The sequence below is a fragment of the Streptomyces sp. PL-29 genome (assembly GCF_058344425.1).
Genome location: NZ_CP136996.1, coordinates 2,132,429 through 2,152,459 on the forward strand (window position 1 = coordinate 2,132,429; position 20,031 = coordinate 2,152,459).

The 20,031-nt window shown below is 70.8% G+C and carries 19 protein-coding genes and 2 pseudogenes; 11 read left to right on the plus strand and 10 right to left on the minus strand.

Features of this window, described 5'->3' with window-relative positions:
• Nucleotides 1-51 precede the first annotated feature (51 nt).
• Nucleotides 52-813 (plus strand): TerD family protein, encoded by a 762-nt coding sequence (locus tag R4Z63_RS09810; RefSeq protein WP_037924018.1) that lies wholly within the window; start codon nt 52-54, stop codon nt 811-813.
• A gap of 92 nt (nt 814-905) precedes the next feature.
• Here R4Z63_RS09810 and R4Z63_RS09815 read toward each other — a convergent pair whose 3' ends face one another.
• From R4Z63_RS09815 to R4Z63_RS09840, 6 genes are all read right to left on the minus strand, one after another.
• Entirely contained in the window at nt 906-1,646 is a 741-nt protein-coding gene (locus tag R4Z63_RS09815; protein WP_384448658.1) for a TerD family protein, read from the minus strand.
• 135 nt (nt 1,647-1,781) lie between these two features.
• The gene (locus tag R4Z63_RS09820; protein WP_037924014.1) at nt 1,782-2,894 is read right to left on the minus strand and encodes a DUF475 domain-containing protein; all 1,113 of its coding nucleotides are present in this window, start codon (nt 2,892-2,894) and stop codon (nt 1,782-1,784) included.
• A gap of 33 nt (nt 2,895-2,927) precedes the next feature.
• Nucleotides 2,928-3,503: a TerD family protein gene (locus R4Z63_RS09825; protein WP_037924012.1), complete on the minus strand. Its 576-nt coding sequence runs from the start codon at nt 3,501-3,503 to the stop codon at nt 2,928-2,930.
• 134 nt (nt 3,504-3,637) lie between these two features.
• A complete protein-coding gene (locus R4Z63_RS09830) occupies nt 3,638-4,213 on the minus strand; it encodes a TerD family protein (RefSeq protein WP_030657021.1) in 576 nt (191 codons plus the stop codon).
• A gap of 139 nt (nt 4,214-4,352) precedes the next feature.
• Nucleotides 4,353-4,811, minus strand: a complete 459-nt coding sequence (locus R4Z63_RS09835) for a peroxiredoxin (RefSeq protein WP_030819487.1) — start codon at nt 4,809-4,811, stop codon at nt 4,353-4,355.
• Between the two features lie 175 nt (nt 4,812-4,986).
• Entirely contained in the window at nt 4,987-5,415 is a 429-nt protein-coding gene (locus tag R4Z63_RS09840; protein WP_030026015.1) for a DUF3052 domain-containing protein, read from the minus strand.
• A gap of 460 nt (nt 5,416-5,875) precedes the next feature.
• Between R4Z63_RS09840 and aceE the strand changes: the two genes are divergently transcribed.
• On the plus strand, nt 5,876-8,608 hold the full coding sequence (aceE, locus tag R4Z63_RS09845) for a pyruvate dehydrogenase (acetyl-transferring), homodimeric type (protein WP_384448663.1): 2,733 nt from the start codon (nt 5,876-5,878) through the stop codon (nt 8,606-8,608).
• Between the two features lie 122 nt (nt 8,609-8,730).
• The gene (locus R4Z63_RS09850; RefSeq protein ID WP_052031024.1) at nt 8,731-9,537 is read left to right on the plus strand and encodes a potassium channel family protein; all 807 of its coding nucleotides are present in this window, start codon (nt 8,731-8,733) and stop codon (nt 9,535-9,537) included.
• On the opposite strand, the gene R4Z63_RS09855 is transcribed toward R4Z63_RS09850, so the two are convergent.
• Nucleotides 9,518-9,913 (minus strand): peptidase inhibitor family I36 protein, encoded by a 396-nt coding sequence (locus R4Z63_RS09855; protein WP_172671354.1) that lies wholly within the window; start codon nt 9,911-9,913, stop codon nt 9,518-9,520. The two genes, R4Z63_RS09850 and R4Z63_RS09855, sit on opposite strands and share 20 nt — an antisense overlap.
• Nucleotides 9,914-10,285: 372 nt before the next feature.
• On the opposite strand from R4Z63_RS09855, the gene R4Z63_RS09860 reads away from it, so the two are divergent.
• The 4 genes and pseudogenes from R4Z63_RS09860 to R4Z63_RS09875 form a co-directional block, all read left to right on the plus strand.
• Nucleotides 10,286-10,960 (plus strand): TetR family transcriptional regulator, encoded by a 675-nt coding sequence (locus R4Z63_RS09860; RefSeq protein WP_384448667.1) that lies wholly within the window; start codon nt 10,286-10,288, stop codon nt 10,958-10,960.
• A 220-nt stretch (nt 10,961-11,180) separates the two neighbouring features.
• Nucleotides 11,181-12,329, plus strand: coding sequence for an alpha/beta hydrolase (locus tag R4Z63_RS09865; protein ID WP_384448811.1), 1,149 nt, complete (start codon nt 11,181-11,183; stop codon nt 12,327-12,329).
• Nucleotides 12,330-12,386: 57 nt separating this feature from the next.
• Nucleotides 12,387-13,238 (plus strand): DUF4429 domain-containing protein, encoded by an 852-nt coding sequence (locus R4Z63_RS09870; protein ID WP_384448814.1) that lies wholly within the window; start codon nt 12,387-12,389, stop codon nt 13,236-13,238.
• 44 nt (nt 13,239-13,282) lie between these two features.
• Nucleotides 13,283-13,560: pseudogene (locus R4Z63_RS09875) on the plus strand (GntR family transcriptional regulator); the annotation flags it as partial.
• Between the two features lie 95 nt (nt 13,561-13,655).
• Here the strand turns inward: R4Z63_RS09875 and R4Z63_RS09880 are convergent.
• Together R4Z63_RS09880 and R4Z63_RS09885 are read right to left on the minus strand one after the other, a co-directional pair.
• Nucleotides 13,656-14,678, minus strand: coding sequence for an aldo/keto reductase (locus R4Z63_RS09880; RefSeq protein ID WP_384448670.1), 1,023 nt, complete (start codon nt 14,676-14,678; stop codon nt 13,656-13,658).
• Nucleotides 14,675-15,085: a MerR family transcriptional regulator gene (locus tag R4Z63_RS09885; RefSeq protein WP_384448673.1), complete on the minus strand. Its 411-nt coding sequence runs from the start codon at nt 15,083-15,085 to the stop codon at nt 14,675-14,677. The genes R4Z63_RS09880 and R4Z63_RS09885 overlap by 4 nt, the downstream gene beginning before the upstream one ends.
• Before the next feature lie 78 nt (nt 15,086-15,163).
• Here R4Z63_RS09885 and R4Z63_RS09890 point away from each other — a divergent pair, with 78 nt between their 5' ends.
• Nucleotides 15,164-15,982 carry a serine hydrolase domain-containing protein gene (locus R4Z63_RS09890; protein ID WP_384448817.1) on the plus strand — a complete coding sequence of 273 codons (819 nt, stop codon included), beginning with the start codon at nt 15,164-15,166 and terminating at the stop codon, nt 15,980-15,982.
• Between the two features lie 7 nt (nt 15,983-15,989).
• On the opposite strand, the gene R4Z63_RS09895 is transcribed toward R4Z63_RS09890, so the two are convergent.
• Entirely contained in the window at nt 15,990-16,646 is a 657-nt protein-coding gene (locus R4Z63_RS09895) for a pirin family protein (RefSeq protein WP_384448676.1), read from the minus strand.
• Between the two features lie 92 nt (nt 16,647-16,738).
• On the opposite strand from R4Z63_RS09895, the pseudogene R4Z63_RS09900 reads away from it, so the two are divergent.
• The 3 genes and pseudogenes from R4Z63_RS09900 (at nt 16,739) to R4Z63_RS09910 (ending at nt 19,985) form a co-directional block, all read left to right on the plus strand.
• Nucleotides 16,739-17,954, plus strand: a pseudogene (locus R4Z63_RS09900) (PucR family transcriptional regulator).
• A gap of 89 nt (nt 17,955-18,043) precedes the next feature.
• A complete protein-coding gene (locus R4Z63_RS09905; RefSeq protein ID WP_384448679.1) occupies nt 18,044-18,961 on the plus strand; it encodes an ACP S-malonyltransferase in 918 nt (305 codons plus the stop codon).
• Between the two features lie 19 nt (nt 18,962-18,980).
• A complete protein-coding gene (locus R4Z63_RS09910; RefSeq protein ID WP_384448682.1) occupies nt 18,981-19,985 on the plus strand; it encodes a ketoacyl-ACP synthase III in 1,005 nt (334 codons plus the stop codon).
• Nucleotides 19,986-20,031 lie beyond the last annotated feature (46 nt).

Below are 20,031 nucleotides of genomic sequence, written 5' to 3' on the forward strand. Positions count from 1 at the left end.
TACGGGGGGCCGCATTGTCCCGCTCCACCCCGGGAGGGCAGGATGACGTGCATGACGCACGCGATGCAGAAGGGCTCGAACATCCCGGTGGCCCCCGTGGCGGTCCGGGCGGTGCTGCGCTGGACCGGCGGCCCCGAGGTGCCGGACGTGGACGCCTCGGCGCTGCTGGTGGGCCCGGACGGCCGGGTGCGTTCGGACGAGGACTTCGTCTTCTACAACCAGCCCCGGCACCCCTCGGGGGCGGTCTGGCGCCTCGGCAAGAAGCAGGTGGGCGACGCCGTCACCGATGCCGTCCAGGCCGACCTGCGCACGGTGACCCCGAGCGTGGACCGGATCCTGGTGGTCGCCTCGGCCGAGGACGTCCCCTTCCAACGGGTCCGCGACCTGCGGATCCTGCTGTACGACGCCACCGCGACCGGTGGCTCCGAGCCGCTGGCCTACTTCGACGTACGGCCCGAGACCGGCGCGGAGACGGCGCTGATCTGCGGCGAGCTGTACCGCCGGGGCGACGGGTGGAAGTTCCGGGCGCTCGGCGAGGGCTACTCCGACGGCCTGGTGGGGCTGGCGACCGACCACGGGATCGCGGTCGACGAGAACGCCGCCGAGCCCGACGCCGGCGCGGCCGCCGGACCCGGGGCCCCCGCAGCGGGTCCGGGCGCCGACGAGACCGCTGCGATGGCGCCGCCGACGCAGGCCCCGCCGGCCGCCCCGCCCGCCTACGGCTACCCGCAGCCGGTGTCCCCGGTGCCGGGCCCGGGCGGCGACCCGACCTTCCGGCTGCCGGCGCAAGGCCCCCAGTTCATCCGCCGCTGAGAGCGCACCCCGGAGGCGCTCCGGCAGCCGCGGGAGGGACTGCCGAAGGCCCGGGGGACCGGGCGCACCGGGAGGCCTCGGGGCGGCTGCGGTCACCTCTTGGCGCTCTTGTAGCCCCTCCCCCACTGGAGCCCCCAGCCGTAGAGCCGGTCCAGCTCGGACTGGAACCCGTACACGAACTTCACCTCGCGCTTGACGACGAGCTCGCCCTTGACCTTCTCCAGGGAGACGACGGCGCAGGAGCGGGCCTGCGGGTGCCGCTCGTCCAGCGGGATCTCGATCCTCGGGCCGGTCACGGGATAGAGGGTGACCATGGCGTGCGTCCGGTCGAAGGCCGGGGTCTGGTCGTAGATGTAGACGAAGACGAGCATCCGCTTGATCTCGTCAGCGTGGTCGAGGTTGATGTAGAGGGTCTCCCCCGAACCCGATCCGAACCGGTCGTCACCGCTGAGCTTGACGTACGGCGGGTCGTTGAGGTCGCCCAGCAGGTTGCCCAGCGGCTGGACGGCGCCGCGGGTGCCGTCCGCCAGCTCGTACAAGCAGCCCATGTCGAGGTCGACGTTGACCATGCCCTGGGTGTGTGCCTGCACGATGTCCGGCTTGAACAGCTTGAACGGATGGCGGAAGAGCTGGCCGCTCTGGCCGGAACGGCCGCCGATGTCCGAGGTGCGCATGCGCCAGGACAGGTTGACGCGCAGGTTGCCGTGGACGGCGCCCTGCCTGGTGAGCGACACCGTCGAATGTCGCTTGGTCAGCTCGATCGCGTTCGACGAGGCACTGCCCGACTGGAACTGCACGGCTCGGCTGCCCATGATGCCGTCGAAGAAGCCCATCCCCTACCCCCCTGGTCCTGATCCCCTGGTCTGATCCCCTGGTCCCCGCGAGGACTACGGAGAACGGGGCGGCCCGCCGGGCCCGTGAGCCCGGTGGACCGCCCCGCAAGGGAGCGTTCCGCATTAACGCCGCGGTCATGCCTCGACGGAGGAACCCTCCAGTTCCAGGCGCTTGTTGCGGCGCACCGAGGACCAGAAGGAGGCGGCGATCAGCACCACGCCGATGAGGCCGGTGATGATCTCGCTGATCTCGTACTGGATGGTGACGAGCAGGATGGCGGCGAGCGCACCGATCGCGTAGTGCGCGCCGTGCTCCAGGAAGACGTAGTCGTCCAGGGTGCCCTGGCGGACCAGGTAGACCGTGAGCGAACGGACGTACATGGCTCCGATGCCGAGGCCGAGCGCCATCCAGAAGATGTGGTTGGTGATGGCGAAGGCGCCGATGACCCCGTCGAAGGAGAACGAGGCGTCGAGGACCTCCAGGTAGAGGAAGAGGAAGAACGCGGCCTTGCCGGCGAGGCCGACGGCGGACACGGGCTTGCCCGCGGCCTTGGCCTTCTCCTCCTCCTCGTGCTCGCGCTCCTCTTCCTCCTCCAGCTTGTCCTCGAAGTACGAGGACAAGCCGCCGACGATCAGGTAGGTGATCAGGCCGGCGACGCCGGCGAGCAGCACGGTGGCGGACTTGTCGGTGTTGCCGGTGCTGGTGTGGGCGTTGACGGCGAAGGTCATCGCCGAGACCAGCAGGGCGATCAACGCGACGCAGACCGACAACATGTCGACCTTGCCGAGCTTGGCCAGCGGACGCTCCAGCCACGCGAGCCACTTGTGGTCGCGCTCCTCGAAGATGAAGTCGAGGAAGATCATCAGCAGGAACATTCCGCCAAACGCGGCGATGGCCGGATGGGCGTCGGTGACCAGGGCCTCGTACTGGTCGGGCTGATCCAGAGCCAGCTCGATCGCCTCGATGGGGCCGACCTTCGCACTGATGGCGACAATCGCCACCGGGAAGACCAGCCTCATGCCGAAGACGGCGATCAGGATGCCGACAGTGAGGAAGATCTTCTGCCAGAAGGCATTCATCTTCTTCAGGATTCCGGCATTGACGACCGCGTTGTCGAAGGACAGCGAGATTTCGAGGATCGACAGGATCAGTACGACCCCGAACGCCTCCCACCCCCACTGCCACGCGGCGAAGGCGAGGCCGAGCGCCGTGATGGCGAACGACCAGCCGAAGGTTTTCAGAACCACTGGCACCTGACACCCCATGCGTCTTGAAAGGCTTTACGAAACGTTGACCCCGAAGTCTAGAGCGATGCCCCTCAGGCCCGACGCGTACCCCTGCCCCACCGCACGGAACTTCCATTCGCCGCCGTACCGGTAGACCTCGCCGAAGATCATCGCGGTCTCGCTGGAGGCGTCCTCGGAGAGGTCGTAGCGGGCCAGTTCCTGGCCGTCGGCCTGGTTGACCACACGGATGAAAGCGTTGCTGACCTGGCCGAAGCTCTGCCGGCGGGTGTCCGCCTCGTGGATCGAGACCGGAAAGACGATCTTGTCCACCTCGGCCGGCACCTTGGTGAGGTCGATGATGATCGACTCGTCGTCGCCCTCACCCTCGCCCGTGAGGTTGTCCCCCGTGTGTTCGACGGAGCCGTCGGGGCTCTTCAGGTTGTTGTAGAAGACGAAGTACTCGTCCCCCAGCACCCGGCCGCCGTTGCAGAGCAGCGCGCTGGCATCGAGGTCGAAATCGGCTCCCGTGGTCGAGCGCGCGTCCCATCCGAGACCGATCAGAACCCTGGTGAGGTTCGGCGCGGCCTTGGACAGGGAGACATTGCCCCCCTTGGCGAGTGTGACGCCCATGTTGTGGTCCTCCCCGGACGACGGTGTGGCGGTGTGACGGATGGTTCGGCGTGGCGGTGGTGCGGTGCTGCGCGCGAAGCACGTCCGGCGCCGTACACACAGTGCACGGCGCCGGACGGACGGACTTCTCGGACTCAGACGTTGACGCCGAAGTCCTGCGCGATGCCGCGCAGGCCGGAGGCGTAGCCCTGACCGATGGCGCGGAACTTCCACTCCGCGCCGTTGCGGTAGAGCTCGCCGAAGACCATGGCGGTCTCGGTCGAGGCGTCCTCGGAGAGGTCGTAGCGGGCGAGCTCGGTGTTGTCGGCCTGGTTCACCACGCGGATGTAGGCGTTGCGGACCTGACCGAAGCTCTGCTGGCGGGTCTCGGCCTCGTAGATCGAGACAGGGAAGACGATCTTGGCGACGTCACCCGGGACGCCGGCGAGGTTGACCTTGATCGCCTCGTCGTCGCCCTCGCCCTCACCGGTGGTGTTGTCACCCGTGTGCTCGACCGAGCCGTCGGGGCTCTTCAGGTTGTTGAAGAAGACGAAGTTCGCATCGCTGGCGACCTTGCCCTGGTCGTTGGTCAGGATCGCGCTGGCGTCGAGGTCGAAGTCGACACCGGTGGTGGTGCGAGCGTCCCAGCCCAGACCGACGATGACCGCCGTCAGGTTAGGCGCGGCCTTGGTCAGCGAGACGTTGCCGCCCTTGCTGAGGCTGACTCCCACGGGTCCTCCATTGGTTGCTGTGTGGGGCGGTGCCCCGTCGTGCGGTTGCTACCGGATCAACGTTTCGATCCTAGTGACGGGTTCCCGCCCGTTGGCGGTTTTCGCAGGGAACCGCGCGCGACGAGCCGCGCGGACGCCATCAGAGGCTGTCGAGCGCCTTGATGTACTCGTTCAGGTCACGCGCGTCGGGCAGTCCGTTGACGACAGTCCAGCGCACCACGCCGTCCTTGTCGATGATGAAGGTGCCGCGGACCGCGCAGCCCTTGTCCTCGTCGAAGACTCCGTAGGCGCGCGAGGTCTCGCCGTGCGGCCAGAAGTCCGACAGCAGCGGGTACTCCAGGCCCTCCTGCTCGCCGAAGACCCGCAGGGTCGGCACGGAGTCGTTGGAGACGGCGAGGAGCTGGACATCGTCGTTCTGGAAGCGCGGAAGCTGGTCGCGCAGCTCGCAGAGTTCACCGGTGCAGACACCGGTGAACGCGAACGGGTAGAAGAGCAGCACCACGGCCTTCTCCCCCCGGAAATCGGAGAGCCGCACGGTGGCACCGTGGTTGTCCTTGAGCTCGAAGTCCGGGGCCTTGTCGCCGACCTCGATCGCCATCTCTCGCATCCCTTCGTTCCTGCATCCCGGCATTGGGCTGTTCGGGTGAGTCAAAGCCTAGGTCCTGACCGGGCGTGCCCGGGTCTGTGAAACGCGCGGAACGCACACACCCCGCCGACCGGGGGCACCTGGTCGGCGGGGTGTGGAAGCGTGTCCGCTCGGCAGCGGGCGCGGCTCAGCGCTTGGACTTGGCGGCGGTCTTGGGCGTCACCAGCTTGGTGGCGGCCCATTCCTTGCCGACGCTGACGCTCCTGGTCTGCGAGAGACCGGCCGTCTCGGCCGCCTCGCTGATGTCGCTGGCCTCGACGTAGCCGTCACGGCCCGTCTTGGGGGTCAGCAGCAGGATCAGTGCGCCGTCCTCGACCAGCTCGGTGGCATCGACCAGCGCGTCCGTCAGATCGCCGTCGTCCTCGCGGAACCACAGCAGCACCGCGTCGGCGACATCGTCGTAGTCCTCGTCGACGAGTTCGCCGACGAGCTCCTCGACGAGGTCACGGAATTCCTGATCGACGTCGTCGTCGTAGCCGATCTCCTGGACCACCTGTTCGGACTGGAAACCCAGCCGGGCGGCCAGGCTCTCCGCGTGGTCCGCGGTCGCGCTCACGGGGTGCCTCCTGCTCATGTTCGGTGAATGTCTTCGGCGGCGCGCGTACGCGCAGCATTGGGCGTAGTCCACACGGGCGCGGCGGATCGCGCAAGTACCCGGCCGCCGAGACCGTCGAAACGGTGACGATTACGGCCGTCTCGCCGCAACTTTCAGCACACTCGTGTGCACCATTGGTGATTCATCCCACACCATTCCAGCTCATTCGCATCGCATGAGGACTTTCCTACCTGTTTGAGGGACGAACGGCCTCCCGGGGCCCCCGACCGGCTGGGGCGTAAGGTTGCGATTTGGTCGCACCCGCCACCCCCACCGCGGAACCGGACCCGCCCGCACCTTGCCGGATCTCCCCGCCGATCGCAGGGGTTACCCAGTGGTACGGATGACGATTACGGCCGAGCGTAAGACCATGGGAGGCGGCGCACCCAAGGCGCGACTCCCCCGACAGCGAAGGAACAGCGTGGCTTCCGCATCCGATCGCAATCCGATCATCATTGGCGGCCTGCCGAGTCAGGTCCCGGACTTCGATCCGGAGGAGACGCAGGAGTGGCTCGACTCCCTGGACGCAGCGGTCGACGAGCGGGGCCGCGAACGGGCCCGCTACCTCATGCTGCGGCTGATCGAGCGGGCGCGCGAGAGGCGCGTGGCCGTGCCCGAGATGCGCAGCACGGACTACGTGAACACGATCGCGACCAAGGACGAGCCGTTCTTCCCCGGAAACGAGGAGATCGAGCGCAAGGTCCTGAACGCCACCCGGTGGAACGCGGCCGTGATGGTCTCGCGCGCCCAGCGTCCCGGGATCGGCGTCGGCGGCCACATCGCCACGTTCGCCTCCTCCGCTTCCCTCTACGACGTGGGTTTCAACCACTTCTTCCGGGGCAAGGACGAGGGCGACGGCGGCGACCAGATCTTCTTCCAGGGCCACGCCTCCCCCGGCATCTACGCCCGCGCCTTCCTCCTGGACCGGCTGACCGAGCAGCAGCTCGACGCGTTCCGCCAGGAGAAGTCGAAGGCCCCGTACGGCCTCTCCAGCTACCCGCACCCGCGGCTGATGCCGGACTTCTGGGAGTTCCCGACCGTCTCGATGGGCCTCGGTCCGCTGGGGGCGATCTACCAGGCCCGGATGAACCGCTACATGGAGGCGCGCGGGATCGCGGACACCTCCAAGTCCCACGTTTGGGCGTATCTGGGCGACGGCGAGATGGACGAGCCGGAGTCGCTCGGCCAGCTGTCGATCGCCGCCCGCGAGGGCCTGGACAACCTGACCTTCGTGGTGAACTGCAACCTGCAGCGCCTCGACGGCCCGGTCCGCGGCAACGGCAAGATCATCCAGGAGCTGGAGTCGCAGTTCCGGGGCGCCGGCTGGAACGTCATCAAGCTGATCTGGGACCGTTCCTGGGACCCGCTGCTGGCCCAGGACCGCGACGGCATCCTGGTCAACAAGATGAACTCCACGCCCGACGGGCAGTTCCAGACGTACGCCACCGAGTCGGGTGCCTACATCCGCGAGCACTTCTTCGGCGGCGACCAGCGGCTGCGCGCGATGGTCGAGAACATGACCGACTACCAGATCCAGCACCTGGGTCGCGGCGGTCACGACCACAAGAAGGTCTACGCGGCGTACGCGGCGGCCAAGGCTCACAAGGGCCAGCCGACGGTGATCCTGGCCCAGACGGTGAAGGGCTGGACGCTCGGTCCGAACTTCGAGGGCCGCAACGCCACGCACCAGATGAAGAAGCTCACGGTCGACGACCTCAAGCGCTTCCGCGACCGCCTGCACATCCCGATCACGGACGCGCAGCTGGAGAGCGGCGCCCCGCCGTACTACCACCCGGGCCGCAATTCCCCCGAGATCCAGTACATGCACGACCAGCGCAGCGCGCACGGCGGCTACGTGCCGACGCGGGTGGTGCGTGCCGAGCCTCTCCCGCTGCCCGACGAGAAGACGTACGCGGCCGCCAAGAAGGGCTCGGGCCAGCAGTCGATCGCCACCACGATGGCCTTCGTCCGCATCCTGAAGGACCTGATGCGGGACAAGGAGATCGGCAAGCGCTTCGTGCTGATCGCGCCCGACGAGTACCGCACCTTCGGCATGGACGCCTTCTTCCCGAGCGCCAAGATCTACAACCCGCTGGGCCAGCAGTACGAGGCGGTCGACCGCGACCTGCTGCTGGCCTACAAGGAGTCCCCGACCGGCCAGATGCTGCACGACGGCATCTCCGAGGCGGGCTGCACGGCGTCGCTCATCGCCGCGGGTTCGGCGTACGCGACGCACGGCGAACCGCTGATCCCGGTGTACGTCTTCTATTCGATGTTCGGCTTCCAGCGCACGGGTGACCAGTTCTGGCAGATGGCCGACCAGCTGGCGCGCGGTTTCGTGCTGGGTGCGACCGCCGGACGGACCACCCTCACGGGTGAGGGTCTGCAGCACGCGGACGGCCACTCCCAGCTGCTGGCCTCCACGAACCCGGGCTGTGTGGCGTACGACCCGGCGTACGGGTACGAGATCGCGCACATCGTCCAGGACGGTCTGCGCCGGATGTACGGCCCCGAGGCCGAGGACGTCTTCTACTACCTGACCGTCTACAACGAGCCGATCCAGCACCCGGCGGAACCTGCGGACGTCGACGTGGAGGGCATCCTCCAGGGCATCCACCGGGTCTCGCAGGGCACCGCGGGCGCCGTCCCGGCCCAGCTGATGGCATCCGGTGTGGCGGTGCCGTGGGCCCTGGAGGCCCAGCGGATCCTCGCCGAGGAGTGGAACGTCCGGGCGGACGTCTGGTCGGCGACCTCCTGGAACGAGCTGCGTCGCGAAGCCGTCGAGGTGGAGGAGTACAACCTGCTCCACCCCGAGGAGGAGCAGCGCGTGCCCTACGTGACGCGGAAGCTGTCAGGTGCGGAGGGGCCGTTCGTGGCGGTCTCGGACTGGATGCGGTCCGTTCCGGACCAGATCTCGCGGTGGGTGCCCGGCGCGTACACCTCGCTGGGCGCGGACGGCTTCGGCTTCGCGGACACCCGCGGTGCGGCCCGGCGGTTCTTCCACATCGACGCCCAGTCCGTGGTGCTGGCGACGCTGACCGAGCTGGCCAGGGCGGGGAAGGTGGACCGCTCGGTGCTGAAGCAGGCCGTCGACAAGTACCAGCTGCTCGACGTGGCGGCGGCGGACCCGGGCGCGGCCGGCGGCGACGCCTGACCCCAGCGGGGTCCGGACGGAGGGACCGCACGCGGGGCATCCGCCCGGCGTGCGGTCCCCGGGCGCGGGTCCCGGCTTCGGCCAGGTCCCGCGCTCTTCGGGCGTTGCCTACGATGCTCCGCATGAAGGAACCATCCCGCCAGCTGCTGTGGGAGCGGTGGAGCCAGACCCCGCTGCTCGTCCTCGCCACGGCCTTCGCCGTGGCGTACGCCGTGCCCATCGTCGCTCCAGACGCGGGCGCGCGGGTGCACGACGCCTGCAGCTACGTGGAGTGGGTGGTGTGGGGCGCCTTCGCCGTGGACTATCTGGTGCGCCTGGCCCTCTCGGCGGATCGGGGACGGTTCGTGCGGACCCACTGGCTGGACCTGGCGGCCGTGGTGCTGCCGCTCGTGCAGCCGCTGCGGCTGCTGCGGCTGGTCGCCACGTTGATGCTGGTGGGCCGGCGGGCCCGGATGGCCCCGCAGATCCAGCTGACGACCTACGTGGCCGGCTCGGTCGTCGGGCTGCTGATGTTCGGTTCGCTGGCCGTGCTGAGCGCGGAGCGGGACGCACCCGACGGGAACATCAAGAATCTGGGCGACGCCGTGTGGTGGTCCTTCACCACGATGACGACGGTCGGCTACGGCGACCACTCCCCCACCACCGGCCTTGGACGGGTCCTGGCGGTGGGCCTGATGCTGTCCGGGATCGCGCTGCTCGGTGTGGTGACCGCCAACATCGCTGCGTGGTTCATCTCCCGCTTCGAGCGCGACGACCAGGCCGAACGGCTCCAGTTGGCCGCGATCCAGGAGCTCCGGGCGGAGGTGCGGGCACTGCGCGGCGAGGTCGCCCGGCTGGGCGGCTCGGCGGACGGCGAGGCCGCGCCGCCGGCCGCGGCCGCCGGGGCCGGAGCCCCGGCGCAGCGGGACGCTACCTCTCCCACACCTTGAAGGCCCGTACCTGGTAGGGGGACTGGGGCAGCCAGACCCCGTCGCCCGGGTAGGTCTGGAATTCGCCGGTCTCCGCGCACTCGGCCGACTGGTAGGTGGTGACCGGGCGCGCGGTGCGGTTGACCAGCGACTGGGCGCTGGTGCCGGCGGGCAGGGCGGTGCAGCTGTTGATGTCCAGGGTGCTCAGCTCGTGGATCTGCCGGGTGCCCTTGAAGTCCGGTTTCGCCCACAGGCACAGCTGTCCGCTTGCGCAGGACCCGAGGCCCGGCGGGCCCGCGGCGTGCGCCGTGCCGGCTGTGGTCGGGATAAGGGCGGTGAGGGCCAGGGCGGTCGCGGCGAGGGTGGTGGTGATGCGGGAGGTTCCACACGTACGCATGACGGGTCAACTCCTTGTGGACGGGCGGGCCCCGGACCGCTTCCGGTGCCCCGCTGACACCACGCTGACCTGCGATGACGCTCGGCCGGAAGGGCTGCCGGGCAGGTCCACCCTGATAGGCGACAGGCTCTCCGCACGCGTCCGGCAGGCCCTTCACTCGCGCGGAATTGACCCGTCCGGGAGCGGGTGCGGCGGGGTCGTTCGCGCCCGTGAGCGGGGCCGCGGGCGCACCCGACGGCCCGGGCGGCCGCCCCGAACGTGTCATCCGGCGCCGGTCGGACGCCCCTTCGCGAACGGCTCCGCCAATCGGCCGCGGGACCATGGGTCACGGGTAATCTGACCGCCCATCCGGCGTCAGAGAGGAGCCCGGCGGTGGCGATCGACGAACGGACGGCGCCGGCCGCGCCGGTGGCCGGCCTGCGCGAACGCAAGAAGAGGCGCACCCGCGGTGCGCTGCTGCGCGCCGCGCTCGTGCTCTTCGTCTCCCGGGGGTACGAACGCACCACCGTCGACGAGATCACCGCCGCGGTGGCGGTGTCCCAGCGCACCTTCTTCCGCTACTTCGCCAACAAGGAGGAGGCCGTCTTCGCCGTCCAGGATCTGGTGGAGTCGCATTTCGTCGCCGAGCTGCAGGCACGGCCGCCGTCCGAGGGGCCGCTGGAGGCGATGCGGGGCGCGCTGATCTGCGCGTGGGACACGCTCGACGATGCCCTCTGCGGGGTGGTCCCGGTCGACCTCTACCTGCGCAGCTACCGCCTGATCGAGTCCACCCCGGCCCTGCTCGCCGTGCACCTGCGGCGCTCCACCGAGCTGGAGGAGCGGGTCTCCCGGCTGGTCGCCGCGCGGGAGGGCCTGGACGTGGACGCCGACCCGCGGTCCCGGGTGGCCGCCGCCTCGTTCTTCGGGGTGATGAGGGTCACGGGGCGGCTCTGGGGACAGGGGGACGAGACGAGTGTGCAAGCGCTCCGCCGGCTGGCGGACAGCCATCTCGACAGCATCGGCCCAGCTCTGGCGGGGCGGTGGCGACGAGCCACCCCGACGAAGTGACATTTCGGATCTTTCACCCGGGGTGTCGCCGCAGCCGGTCCGCCCGCCGCGGGGTCGCACGGTCGGGCGTGACCCCCGTCACCCGGCGCGCCAGGCCCGGAATCGGTCTCCTACGCTGGTCCCAGTGAATCTGCCCGGCCTCGCCCACTCCACCGTTCCAGGCGCCGACCCGCGCCCGGCCGCCCTGCGCACCCTGCTCGCGCTGACGGTCGTCCTGATCATGCTGGCGACCACCGGCTGGACGGCCGTGCACCGCCCCGAGGGGGGCACGCCGCTGCGCGTGACCGCTCTCGACGCTTGGTCCAAGGCGCACTTGGACGGCCGGCCGGTGCCGCCGGCGGACGCCCCCGTGCGGACGGTGGCCCGCTTCTTCGCGGGCCTCGACGACGCGCAGCGGGCCCGCCTCGCCGACGGCTACCCGCTCGTCGTCGGCAACCTCGACGGCGTACCGGTCGACACCCGCTACCGGGCCAACCGGCGCGGGCTGGAGAAGGCCCGGCTGGTGGAGGAGGCCCGCAGCCACGACGTCGCGCTGACCCCGGCCGACCGGGCCGAGGCCGCCCGGCGCTCCCACCGCTTCGCCTCGCTCGCCGAACCCGGCCGCCAGATCCTCGCGTTCGACCCCACCGGCGGCGGTCGGGCGGCCGAGGTCTTCGGCGACCTCGACGGCGCCGAGCGGGTCTCGGTGATCGTTCCCGGCGTGGACACCGACCTCCTCACCTTCGAGCGCACCCAGCGCCGGCTGACCTCGCCCGTCGGCATGGCCGAGGCCTTGTACGAGACCGAACGGACGGCCGCGCCGAAGAGCCGGACGGCGGTCATCGCCTGGGCGGGCTACACCGCCCCCGCCGGGGTCGGTGTGGACGCCGCCACGGGGCGGATGGCTTTCGACGGCGCCGTCCGGCTGAAGGCCCTGACGGTGTCCCTGCCCGGGAACTCCAGCGTGGCGCTGTTCTGCCACAGCTACGGGTCGGTGGTGTGCGGGGTCGCCGCGCACGAGCTGCCCCGGCGCGTGACGGACGTGGTCGTCGCAGGCAGCCCCGGCATGCGGGCGGAGAACGTCGCGGGCCTGCGGACGTCGGCGCGCGTCTGGGCGACGCGCGACGAGGGCGACTGGATCGCCGACGTGCCGCACCTGGAGGTCGGCGGCGTGGGCCACGGTGCCGACCCGGTGTCCCCGGAGTTCGGCGCGCGGCTGCTGTCGTCGGCCAGGGCCAGGAACCACACCGGCTATTTCGAGCCAGGTACGGAGTCGATGGCCAACTTCGCCAGAATCGGAACCGGCGCGTTCGATTCCGTCGTGTGCGCCACCGGCGACGACGCGTGTCGCCGTGGAATTTCCGGGGCCGAGCAGGACCGACGCGCGTAGAGGTGCGGAAATCGGCCACAGCATCGAGGGGGACGCACGGGGGTGGCTCCCTTTACCATGTGGCGCATGGGTGACGTACTGGCCGGAAATCATGCCGTCTGGGAGTTCGACTCGGACTCGGTGCTCATCCGCTTCACACGGGGGCTGCGCACACCGAGGCTGTGGCAGGCGCTGGGGTCGCGCCGAATACCCCTGGAAGCGGTGTCGGCCGTGACCGTGGCCGCCGGAAGGCGGGACACGGTGGTCCTGCGCGCCGTCCCGCGCCCGGGTGCGGACCCGCTCATGGAGGCCGCCGCCGGACAGCTCAAGGAGGCGTGCGACCCGTACCGGATGGTGCTGCCCGGTGACCGGGCGACATCGGCCGAGGCGTTCGCCGCCGCCCTGCGCGCCCGACTCGGGCCGGAGGTCGCCGAGCCGGCCCCGCGCTTCCTGGTCGACGTACCGCAGCCGCCGCTGCAGCTGAAGGCGTACGACGCGAGGGTCGGCTTCGACGGCTCCGCGGTCGGCTTCCACTGGTCGCGCACCGGCGCGACCGGCACGAAGTGGAAGGCGGGCGACCAGTCCTACCCGCTGGCCGAGCTCACCGGCGTCGAGTGGCGCTCTCCCGGCGGCACCGGCGGCCACCTGCGGCTGCTGCTGCGGGAACCCCAGCAGACCCCGGCCGACCCCCGCCCGGACCACGACCTCGCGACGGCCGTCTTCGGCGTGGGCTACGGGGCGGTGCACGAGTCGCTGCCCTTCGCCGCGGCCGTCCTCGCCGCCACGCGCGGCCGGACCCCGGTCGGCGCCGCCCGCGGCCGCTCTGGGGACGAACGGCTCCGGCACCTGAGCGAGCTCTACTCGGCCGGCCTGCTGACCGACGGCGAGTACACGACCCTGCGGGACCGCTTCACCGCCGGGTCCCGCTAGCGCGTGTCCGGCGGATCACGGCCGGAGCCCACCCCCTGATCCGCCGGCCCACCGCGCGCGAGGTCGTCGAGGCGACGGCCATCAACCCGAACACGGTGCTCAAGGCCTATCGGAAGCTGGAGCGCGAGGGCCTGGTGGAGGCCCGCCGGGGCATGGGCACCTTCGTGCGCAGGTCCCTGGCGGGCGCCCGGCCGACTCGCCCCTGCGCGGGGAACTGGCCGACTGGGCACGGCGGGCGAGCGCCGCGGGGATGGAACGGGACGACGTGGCCGCGCTCTTCACTTCCGTACTGGACCAACACTTCGAGGGGGACGACACGTGACGGACGATCCGGTGATCGAGGCGGTCCTGGCCGCGCTCGCCCTCTCGGGCGCCTTCGCGGTGCTGCGGGCCCGACACCCCTGAGGCCGACGGCCGCTACGCCTCCCGGGCCGCCGAGGTGAAGGTCATGTCCGGATAGCGGTCCCCCGCGACCTGCGCCGCGATCGGCTCCAGCAACGCCAGCTGCGCCGGCGTGAGCGTGATCCGGGCCGCCGCGGTGTTCTCGCGCAGTCGCTCCGCCCGACGGGTGCCCGGGATCGGGACCACGGTCAGCCCGTGCACCGCCGCCCGCCCGTGCACCCAGGCGAGGGCGACTTGCGCGGGACTCGCGCCCAGCTGCGCCGCGATCTCCCGGACCGGGGCCAGCAGCGCCGCGTTGGCCTTCGCGTTGCCGCCGGTGAACCGCGGCTGGTGGCGGCGGAAGTCGTCCTGCGACAGCTCCGCTGAGGCGTCCGTGAAGGCCCCGGTCAGGAAGCCCCGGCCGAGCGGGGAGTAGGGCACGAAGGCCACCCCCAGCTCCGCCGCCGCGGCCACCGCGCTGCGTTCCACGTCCCGGCTGAACAGCGACCACTCCGACTGGAGCGCCGCGATCGGGTGCACGGCGTATGCCTCGCGCAGCTCCGCGCCGGTGACCTCGCTGAGTCCGAGGTGGCGCACCTTGCCCTCCTGCACCAGCTCGGCCATGGCCCCCACCGACTCGGCGAGCGGCACGGCCGGATCGCGCCGGTGCATGTAGTAGAGGTCGATGACGTCCACGCCGAGCCGTCGCAGGCTGCCCTCGACGGCGGCGCGGACGTACCCGCGGTCGTTGCGGACGCCCCGGTGGGCGGGGTCGTCGGTGCGCTCTATGGCGAACTTCGTCGCCAGGGTGATGTCGTCGCGGTGTGCGGCCACGAACGGGGCCAGAAACTCCTCGTTGCGGCCGCGGCCGTAGACGTCCGCCGTGTCGAAGAGGGTGACACCGGCGGCCAGCGCCGCCGCCAGGGTCTCCCGGGCGGCCGCCTCGTCGGTGTCCCCGTAGAACTCGCTCATGCCCATGCACCCCAGGCCCTGGACGCCGACCAGCGGGCCGCCCCCGCCCAGCTCGACCTGCGCCATGGCGTCGCCGTGCTCCGTCATTGCCGTCCCTTCCCCGAGACCTTCTCCATCGCGTACATGTCGATCTTGTAGTCCAGTACGGCCAGTGCGTCCGTCAGCTCCGCCAGCCGTGCCCGCACCTCGCTTCGGGTGCGTTCCAGCAGTTCACGGCGTGCCTCGGCAGTGTGATCGCCCTCGCGGACCAGCTCGGCGTAGCGGACCATGTCCGCCACCGACATCCCCGTGGCGCGCAGCTTCCCCACGAAGCCCAGCCAGTCGAGGTCCTTGTCGGTGAACCGGCGCCGGCCCGAGTGGGAGCGGTCCACGTGCGGCATCAGGCCGATCCGCTCGTACCAGCGCAAGGTGTGCTGGCTCAGACCGGTCCGGGCCTCCACCTCGCTGATCGTGTACCGCGTCTGCGTCAGGCTCGGGCCCCGGCTCTCGCTCATGGCCCCACGCTAGAACCCTTGAGTGCACTCCAAGCAAGTAGGCTCGGCCGCATGGACAGCAAGGAGGCCGTGAGCGGCATGGAAAGCCTGCGGATCATCGAGACCTGGCCCGTGGACACCGCCGCGGCGGCCGTTGTACGCGCCGACGGGAGCCTCGCCGGCGCGCACGGGCCCGTCGGCCACCGCTTCGCGCTGGCCTCGGTCACCAAGCCGCTGGCCGCGTACGCCGCCCTGGTCGCCCACGAGGAAGGGGCGATCGAGCTGGACGAACCGGCCGGACCCGAGGGGTCGACGGTCCGTCACCTGCTGGCGCACACCAGCGGCCTGGCCTTCGACGAGCACCGCACGGCGGCCGCGCCCGGTACGCGCCGGCTGTACTCGAACGCCGGCTTCGAGGTGCTGGGCGACCACATCGCCAAGGCCACCGGCATCCCCTTCGCGGAGTACGTACACCAGGCCGTCTTCGAGCCGTTGGGCATGGCCTCGACCACGCTGGACGGGTCGCCCGCCAAGGACGGCGTTTCCACCGTCTCCGACCTGCTGCGCTTCGCCGCCGAGCTGCAGGCGCCCCGGCTGCTCGACGTCCGCACGGTGGCCGAGGCCACCTCGGTCGTCCACCCGGGGCTCAGGGGCGTCCTGCCGGGGTACGGGAGCCAGTCCCCCAACGACTGGGGGCTCGGCATGGAGATCCGCGACGGCAAGTCCCCGCACTGGACGGGCCTGACCTCCTCCCCGCGCACCTTCGGCCACTTCGGCCAGGCCGGCACCTTCCTGTGGGTGGACCCGGACGCGGGCGCCGCGTGCGTGGCGCTGACGGACCGCCCCTTCGGCCCGTGGGCGGTCGAGGCCTGGACCCCGTTCACCGACGCGGTCCTGACCGAACTGCGCTCCGCCTGAGCGGCCTCTAGCCCGGCAGCTCCCACATCAGCAGCTCCCCCGGGGACCCGGCGACGATCTCCAGCCCCTTCTCGGCGGTGATCCGCACCGAGTCGCCGGGGCCCAGCTCCGTCCCGTCCAGGCGCAGGTCGCCGCGGACCACGTGCAGGTACACCCGCTCGGCGGCCGGTACGGCGACCCGCTCGCCCGCCCCGGGGCGGCGTACGTGCAGGGCGGCGCCGGCCGCGGGGACCTCGTAGGGCGTGCCGTCGGGGACGTCCCGCAGCACCTCGTAGGAGGGTTCGCCACCCGCGGCGAGCGGCGAGAGCCACATCTGCACGAAGCGCAGCGGCCGGTCGCCGTCGTTGCGCTCCACGTGGCGTGCCCCGGACCCGGCGCTGAGCCGCTGCACGTCCCCCGGCCGGACCACGCTCTCCTCGCCGGTGGTGTCCTGGTGGGTGAGCTCGCCCTCGATCACCCAGGTCACGATCTCGGTGTGGCTGTGCGGGTGCTCGTCGAAGCCCGCGCCGGCCGCGAGGGCCTCCTCGTTGCAGGCCAGGACGGGACCGAAGCGCAGGTTGTCCGGATCGTAGAAGGAGCCGAAGGAGAAGGCGTGCCGGGTGGTGATCCCGGCGGCCGGGTCCCCTCCCTCGTACCGGTCGGCGCCGCGGCGTACATCAATCATGAGGGCCACGGTAGTCCCAGCGGTGGGGCGGACCCGGGCCCGGACACGGGACCGGACTCGGCGCAGCCTTCCCGATAAGGCAGTCTTGTCCCGTGCCCCAACCCGAACGTGAGCATTCGCCCGCCACACACGCCGCGCATCCCGCTCCCGCCCATCCGCACGCCGCGACCCTGCGCCGCCTGGAGAAGTCCTCCGGCCGACTCGCCGCCAACGCGATCGCGCGCATGGACGAGACCTTGCCGTGGTACCGGGCCATGCCACCCGAGAACCGCTCGTGGATCGGTCTGGTCGCGCAGGCCGGCATCGCCGCCTTCACCGAGTGGTTCCGGCATCCGGAGACCCCGCAGGCGATCTCCACCGACGTCTTCGGTACCGCTCCACGCGAGCTGACCCGGGCGATCACCCTGCGTCAGACGGTCGAGATGGTCCGCACCACGATCGAGGTCATGGAGGCCGCGATCGAGGAGGTGGCCGCCCCCGGCGACGAGTCGACCCTGCGCGAGGCGCTGCTGGTCTACGCGCGGGAGATCGCCTTCGCGACGGCCCAGGTGTATGCACAGGCCGCCGAGGCACGCGGCGCGTGGGACGCCCGGCTGGAGTCCCTGGTCGTCAACGCGGTGCTGTCCGGCGAGGCCGACGAGGGCGCGCTGTCGCGGGCGGCGGCGCTGGGCTGGAACTCCCCGGAGCACGTGTGCGTGGTGCTCGGCACCGCGGAGGGCGACAGCGAGCTGACGGTCGAGGCGATCAGACGGGCGGCCCGCCACCACAAGCTCCAGGTCCTGACGGGCGTGCTCGGAGACCGTCTGGTCGTCATCGCGGGCGGCAGCGACAACCCGATGCAGGTGGCGAAGTCCCTGATCGGGCCGTTCGCGGCGGGTCCGGTCGTGGCCGGTCCGGTGGTCGCCGATCTGCTGAACGCGACGAAGTCGGCGCAGGCCGCGGCGGCCGGACTGAAGGCCTGTACGGCGTTGGCAGGACGCTCCGCGGCCGGTCCTGGCGGATGATCTCCTGCCGGAACGCGCGATCGCCTCCGATCCGGCTGCCAGGGAACAACTGGTGGAGGAGATCTACAGACCGCTTGAGGAGGCGGGGTCAGCACTGCTGGAGACGTTGAGCGTCTATCTGGAGCAGGCGAGCAGCCTCGAAGGGGCGGCCCGGATGCTGTTCGTGCACCCCAATACGGTGCGCTACCGGCTGCGACGTGTGACCGACGTCACCGGCTGGTCGCCGTCCGATGTCCGATCGGCGTTCACCCTGCGGATCGCCCTGATTCTGGGGCGTCTGGCCGACGGTGACACGCAGTCCTAGACTTTTGTGGGACATCAACAATTACCCCGACGGTTCTTGGTCCCTGTCCCCACGGGCGGCAGGGACCATCCACAAGAGAGAGTGTGAGGGTGCTCGTACTCGTCGCTCCCGGCCAAGGCGCTCAGACGCCCGGCTTCTTGACTCCCTGGCTCGACCTCCCCGGTGCCGCTGACCGCGTCGCCGAGTGGTCCGAGGCCATCAGCCTGGACCTCGCCCGATACGGCACGACGGCCGACGCCGAGGAGATCCGCGACACCGCGGTCGCCCAGCCCCTGCTGGTCGCCGCCGGTCTGCTCTCGGCCTCCGCGCTGGGGTCGACCTCGGCCTTCGGCGCCGTCGCCGGTCACAGCGTCGGTGAGATCACCGCCGCGGCCATCGCCGGCGTGCTGCCCGAGAGGGACGCGCTGTCGTTCGTCCGGACCCGCGGGCTGGGCATGGCGGAAGCCGCCGCCGTCATCGAGACGGGCATGGCCGCGGTGCTCGGCGGGGAACCCGCCGTCGTCGTCGCACACCTTGAGAAGCTCGGCCTGACCCCGGCCAACATCAACGGCGCGGGCCAGATCGTGGCCGCCGGCACGATGGAGCAGATCGAAGCCCTGCAGGCCGACAAGCCCGAGGGTTCCATGAAGGTCGTTCCCCTCAAGGTCGCGGGCGCCTTCCACACGCACCACATGGCCCCTGCGGTCGCCGAGCTGGAGAAGGCCGCCGAGGCGCTCTCCCCGGCCGACCCGGCCCTGAAGTACGTCTCGAACAAGGACGGCCTCGTCGTCACCACGGGCGCCGACGTCGTCGCCCGACTGGTCGGCCAGGTCGCGAACCCGGTCCGCTGGGACCTGTGCATGGAGACGTTCGCCGAGCTGGGTGTCACCGGGATCATCGAGCTGTCCCCCGGCGGCACTCTGACGGGTCTGGCCAAGCGCGCGCTGAAGGGCGTACCGAGCGTGGCGCTGAAGACCCCGGACGATCTCGAGAAGGCCGCGGCGCTGGTCGCCGAACTGACGGCCTGAGAGAAGGAGCCCCTACAGCATGTCCAAGATCAAGCCGGCCAAGGGCTCCGCCTACGCCCGCATCCTCGGTGTCGGCGGCTACCGCCCGACCCGTGTGGTGCCCAACGAGGTCATCCTCGAGACCATCGACTCCTCCGACGAGTGGATCCGCTCCCGCTCCGGCATCGCAACCCGGCACTGGGCCTCGCCCCAGGAGACCGTCTCGGCCATGTCGGTGGAAGCCGCGGGCAAGGCGCTGGCCGACGCCGGTGTCGGACCCGAGCAGATCGGTGCGGTGATCGTCTCCACGGTCTCGCACTTCAAGCAGACCCCGGCCGTCGCGACCGAGATCGCGCACCGGATCGGCGCGGTCAAGCCTGCCGCCTTCGACATCTCCGCGGGCTGTGCCGGCTTCGGCTACGGCCTGACCCTTGCCAAGGGCATGGTGGTGGAGGGTTCCGCGGAGTACGTCCTCGTCATCGGCGTGGAGCGGCTCTCGGACCTCACGGACCTGGAGGACCGCGCGACGGCCTTCCTGTTCGGCGACGGAGCCGGCGCGGTCGTCGTCGGCCCCTCGGCCGAGCCGGCCATCGGCCCCACGGTGTGGGGTTCGGAGGGCGACAAGTCGGAGACGATCAAGCAGACCGTGCCGTGGGACGAGTACCTCGGCAAGGACGCCGGAGAGAAGTTCCCGGCCATCACGCAGGAGGGCCAGGCGGTCTTCCGCTGGGCCGTCTTCGAGATGGCCAAGGTGGCCCAGCAGGCGCTCGACGCCGCTGGGATCACCGCAGAGGACCTGGACGTCTTCATCCCGCACCAGGCGAACATGCGGATCATCGACTCGATGGTGAAGACTCTGAAGCTGCCGGAGCACGTGACGGTCGCCCGTGACGTGGAGACCACCGGCAACACGTCGGCCGCCTCGATCCCGCTCGCCATGGAGCGGCTCCTGGCGACCGGAGCGGCGAAGAGCGGCGACACCGCGCTCGTCATCGGCTTCGGGGCGGGGCTCGTCTACGCCGCGACGGTCGTTACCCTCCCCTAGGGCCGGGATCCGCATCCCGGTCTTTCTACCCAGTTACCCAGAGAAG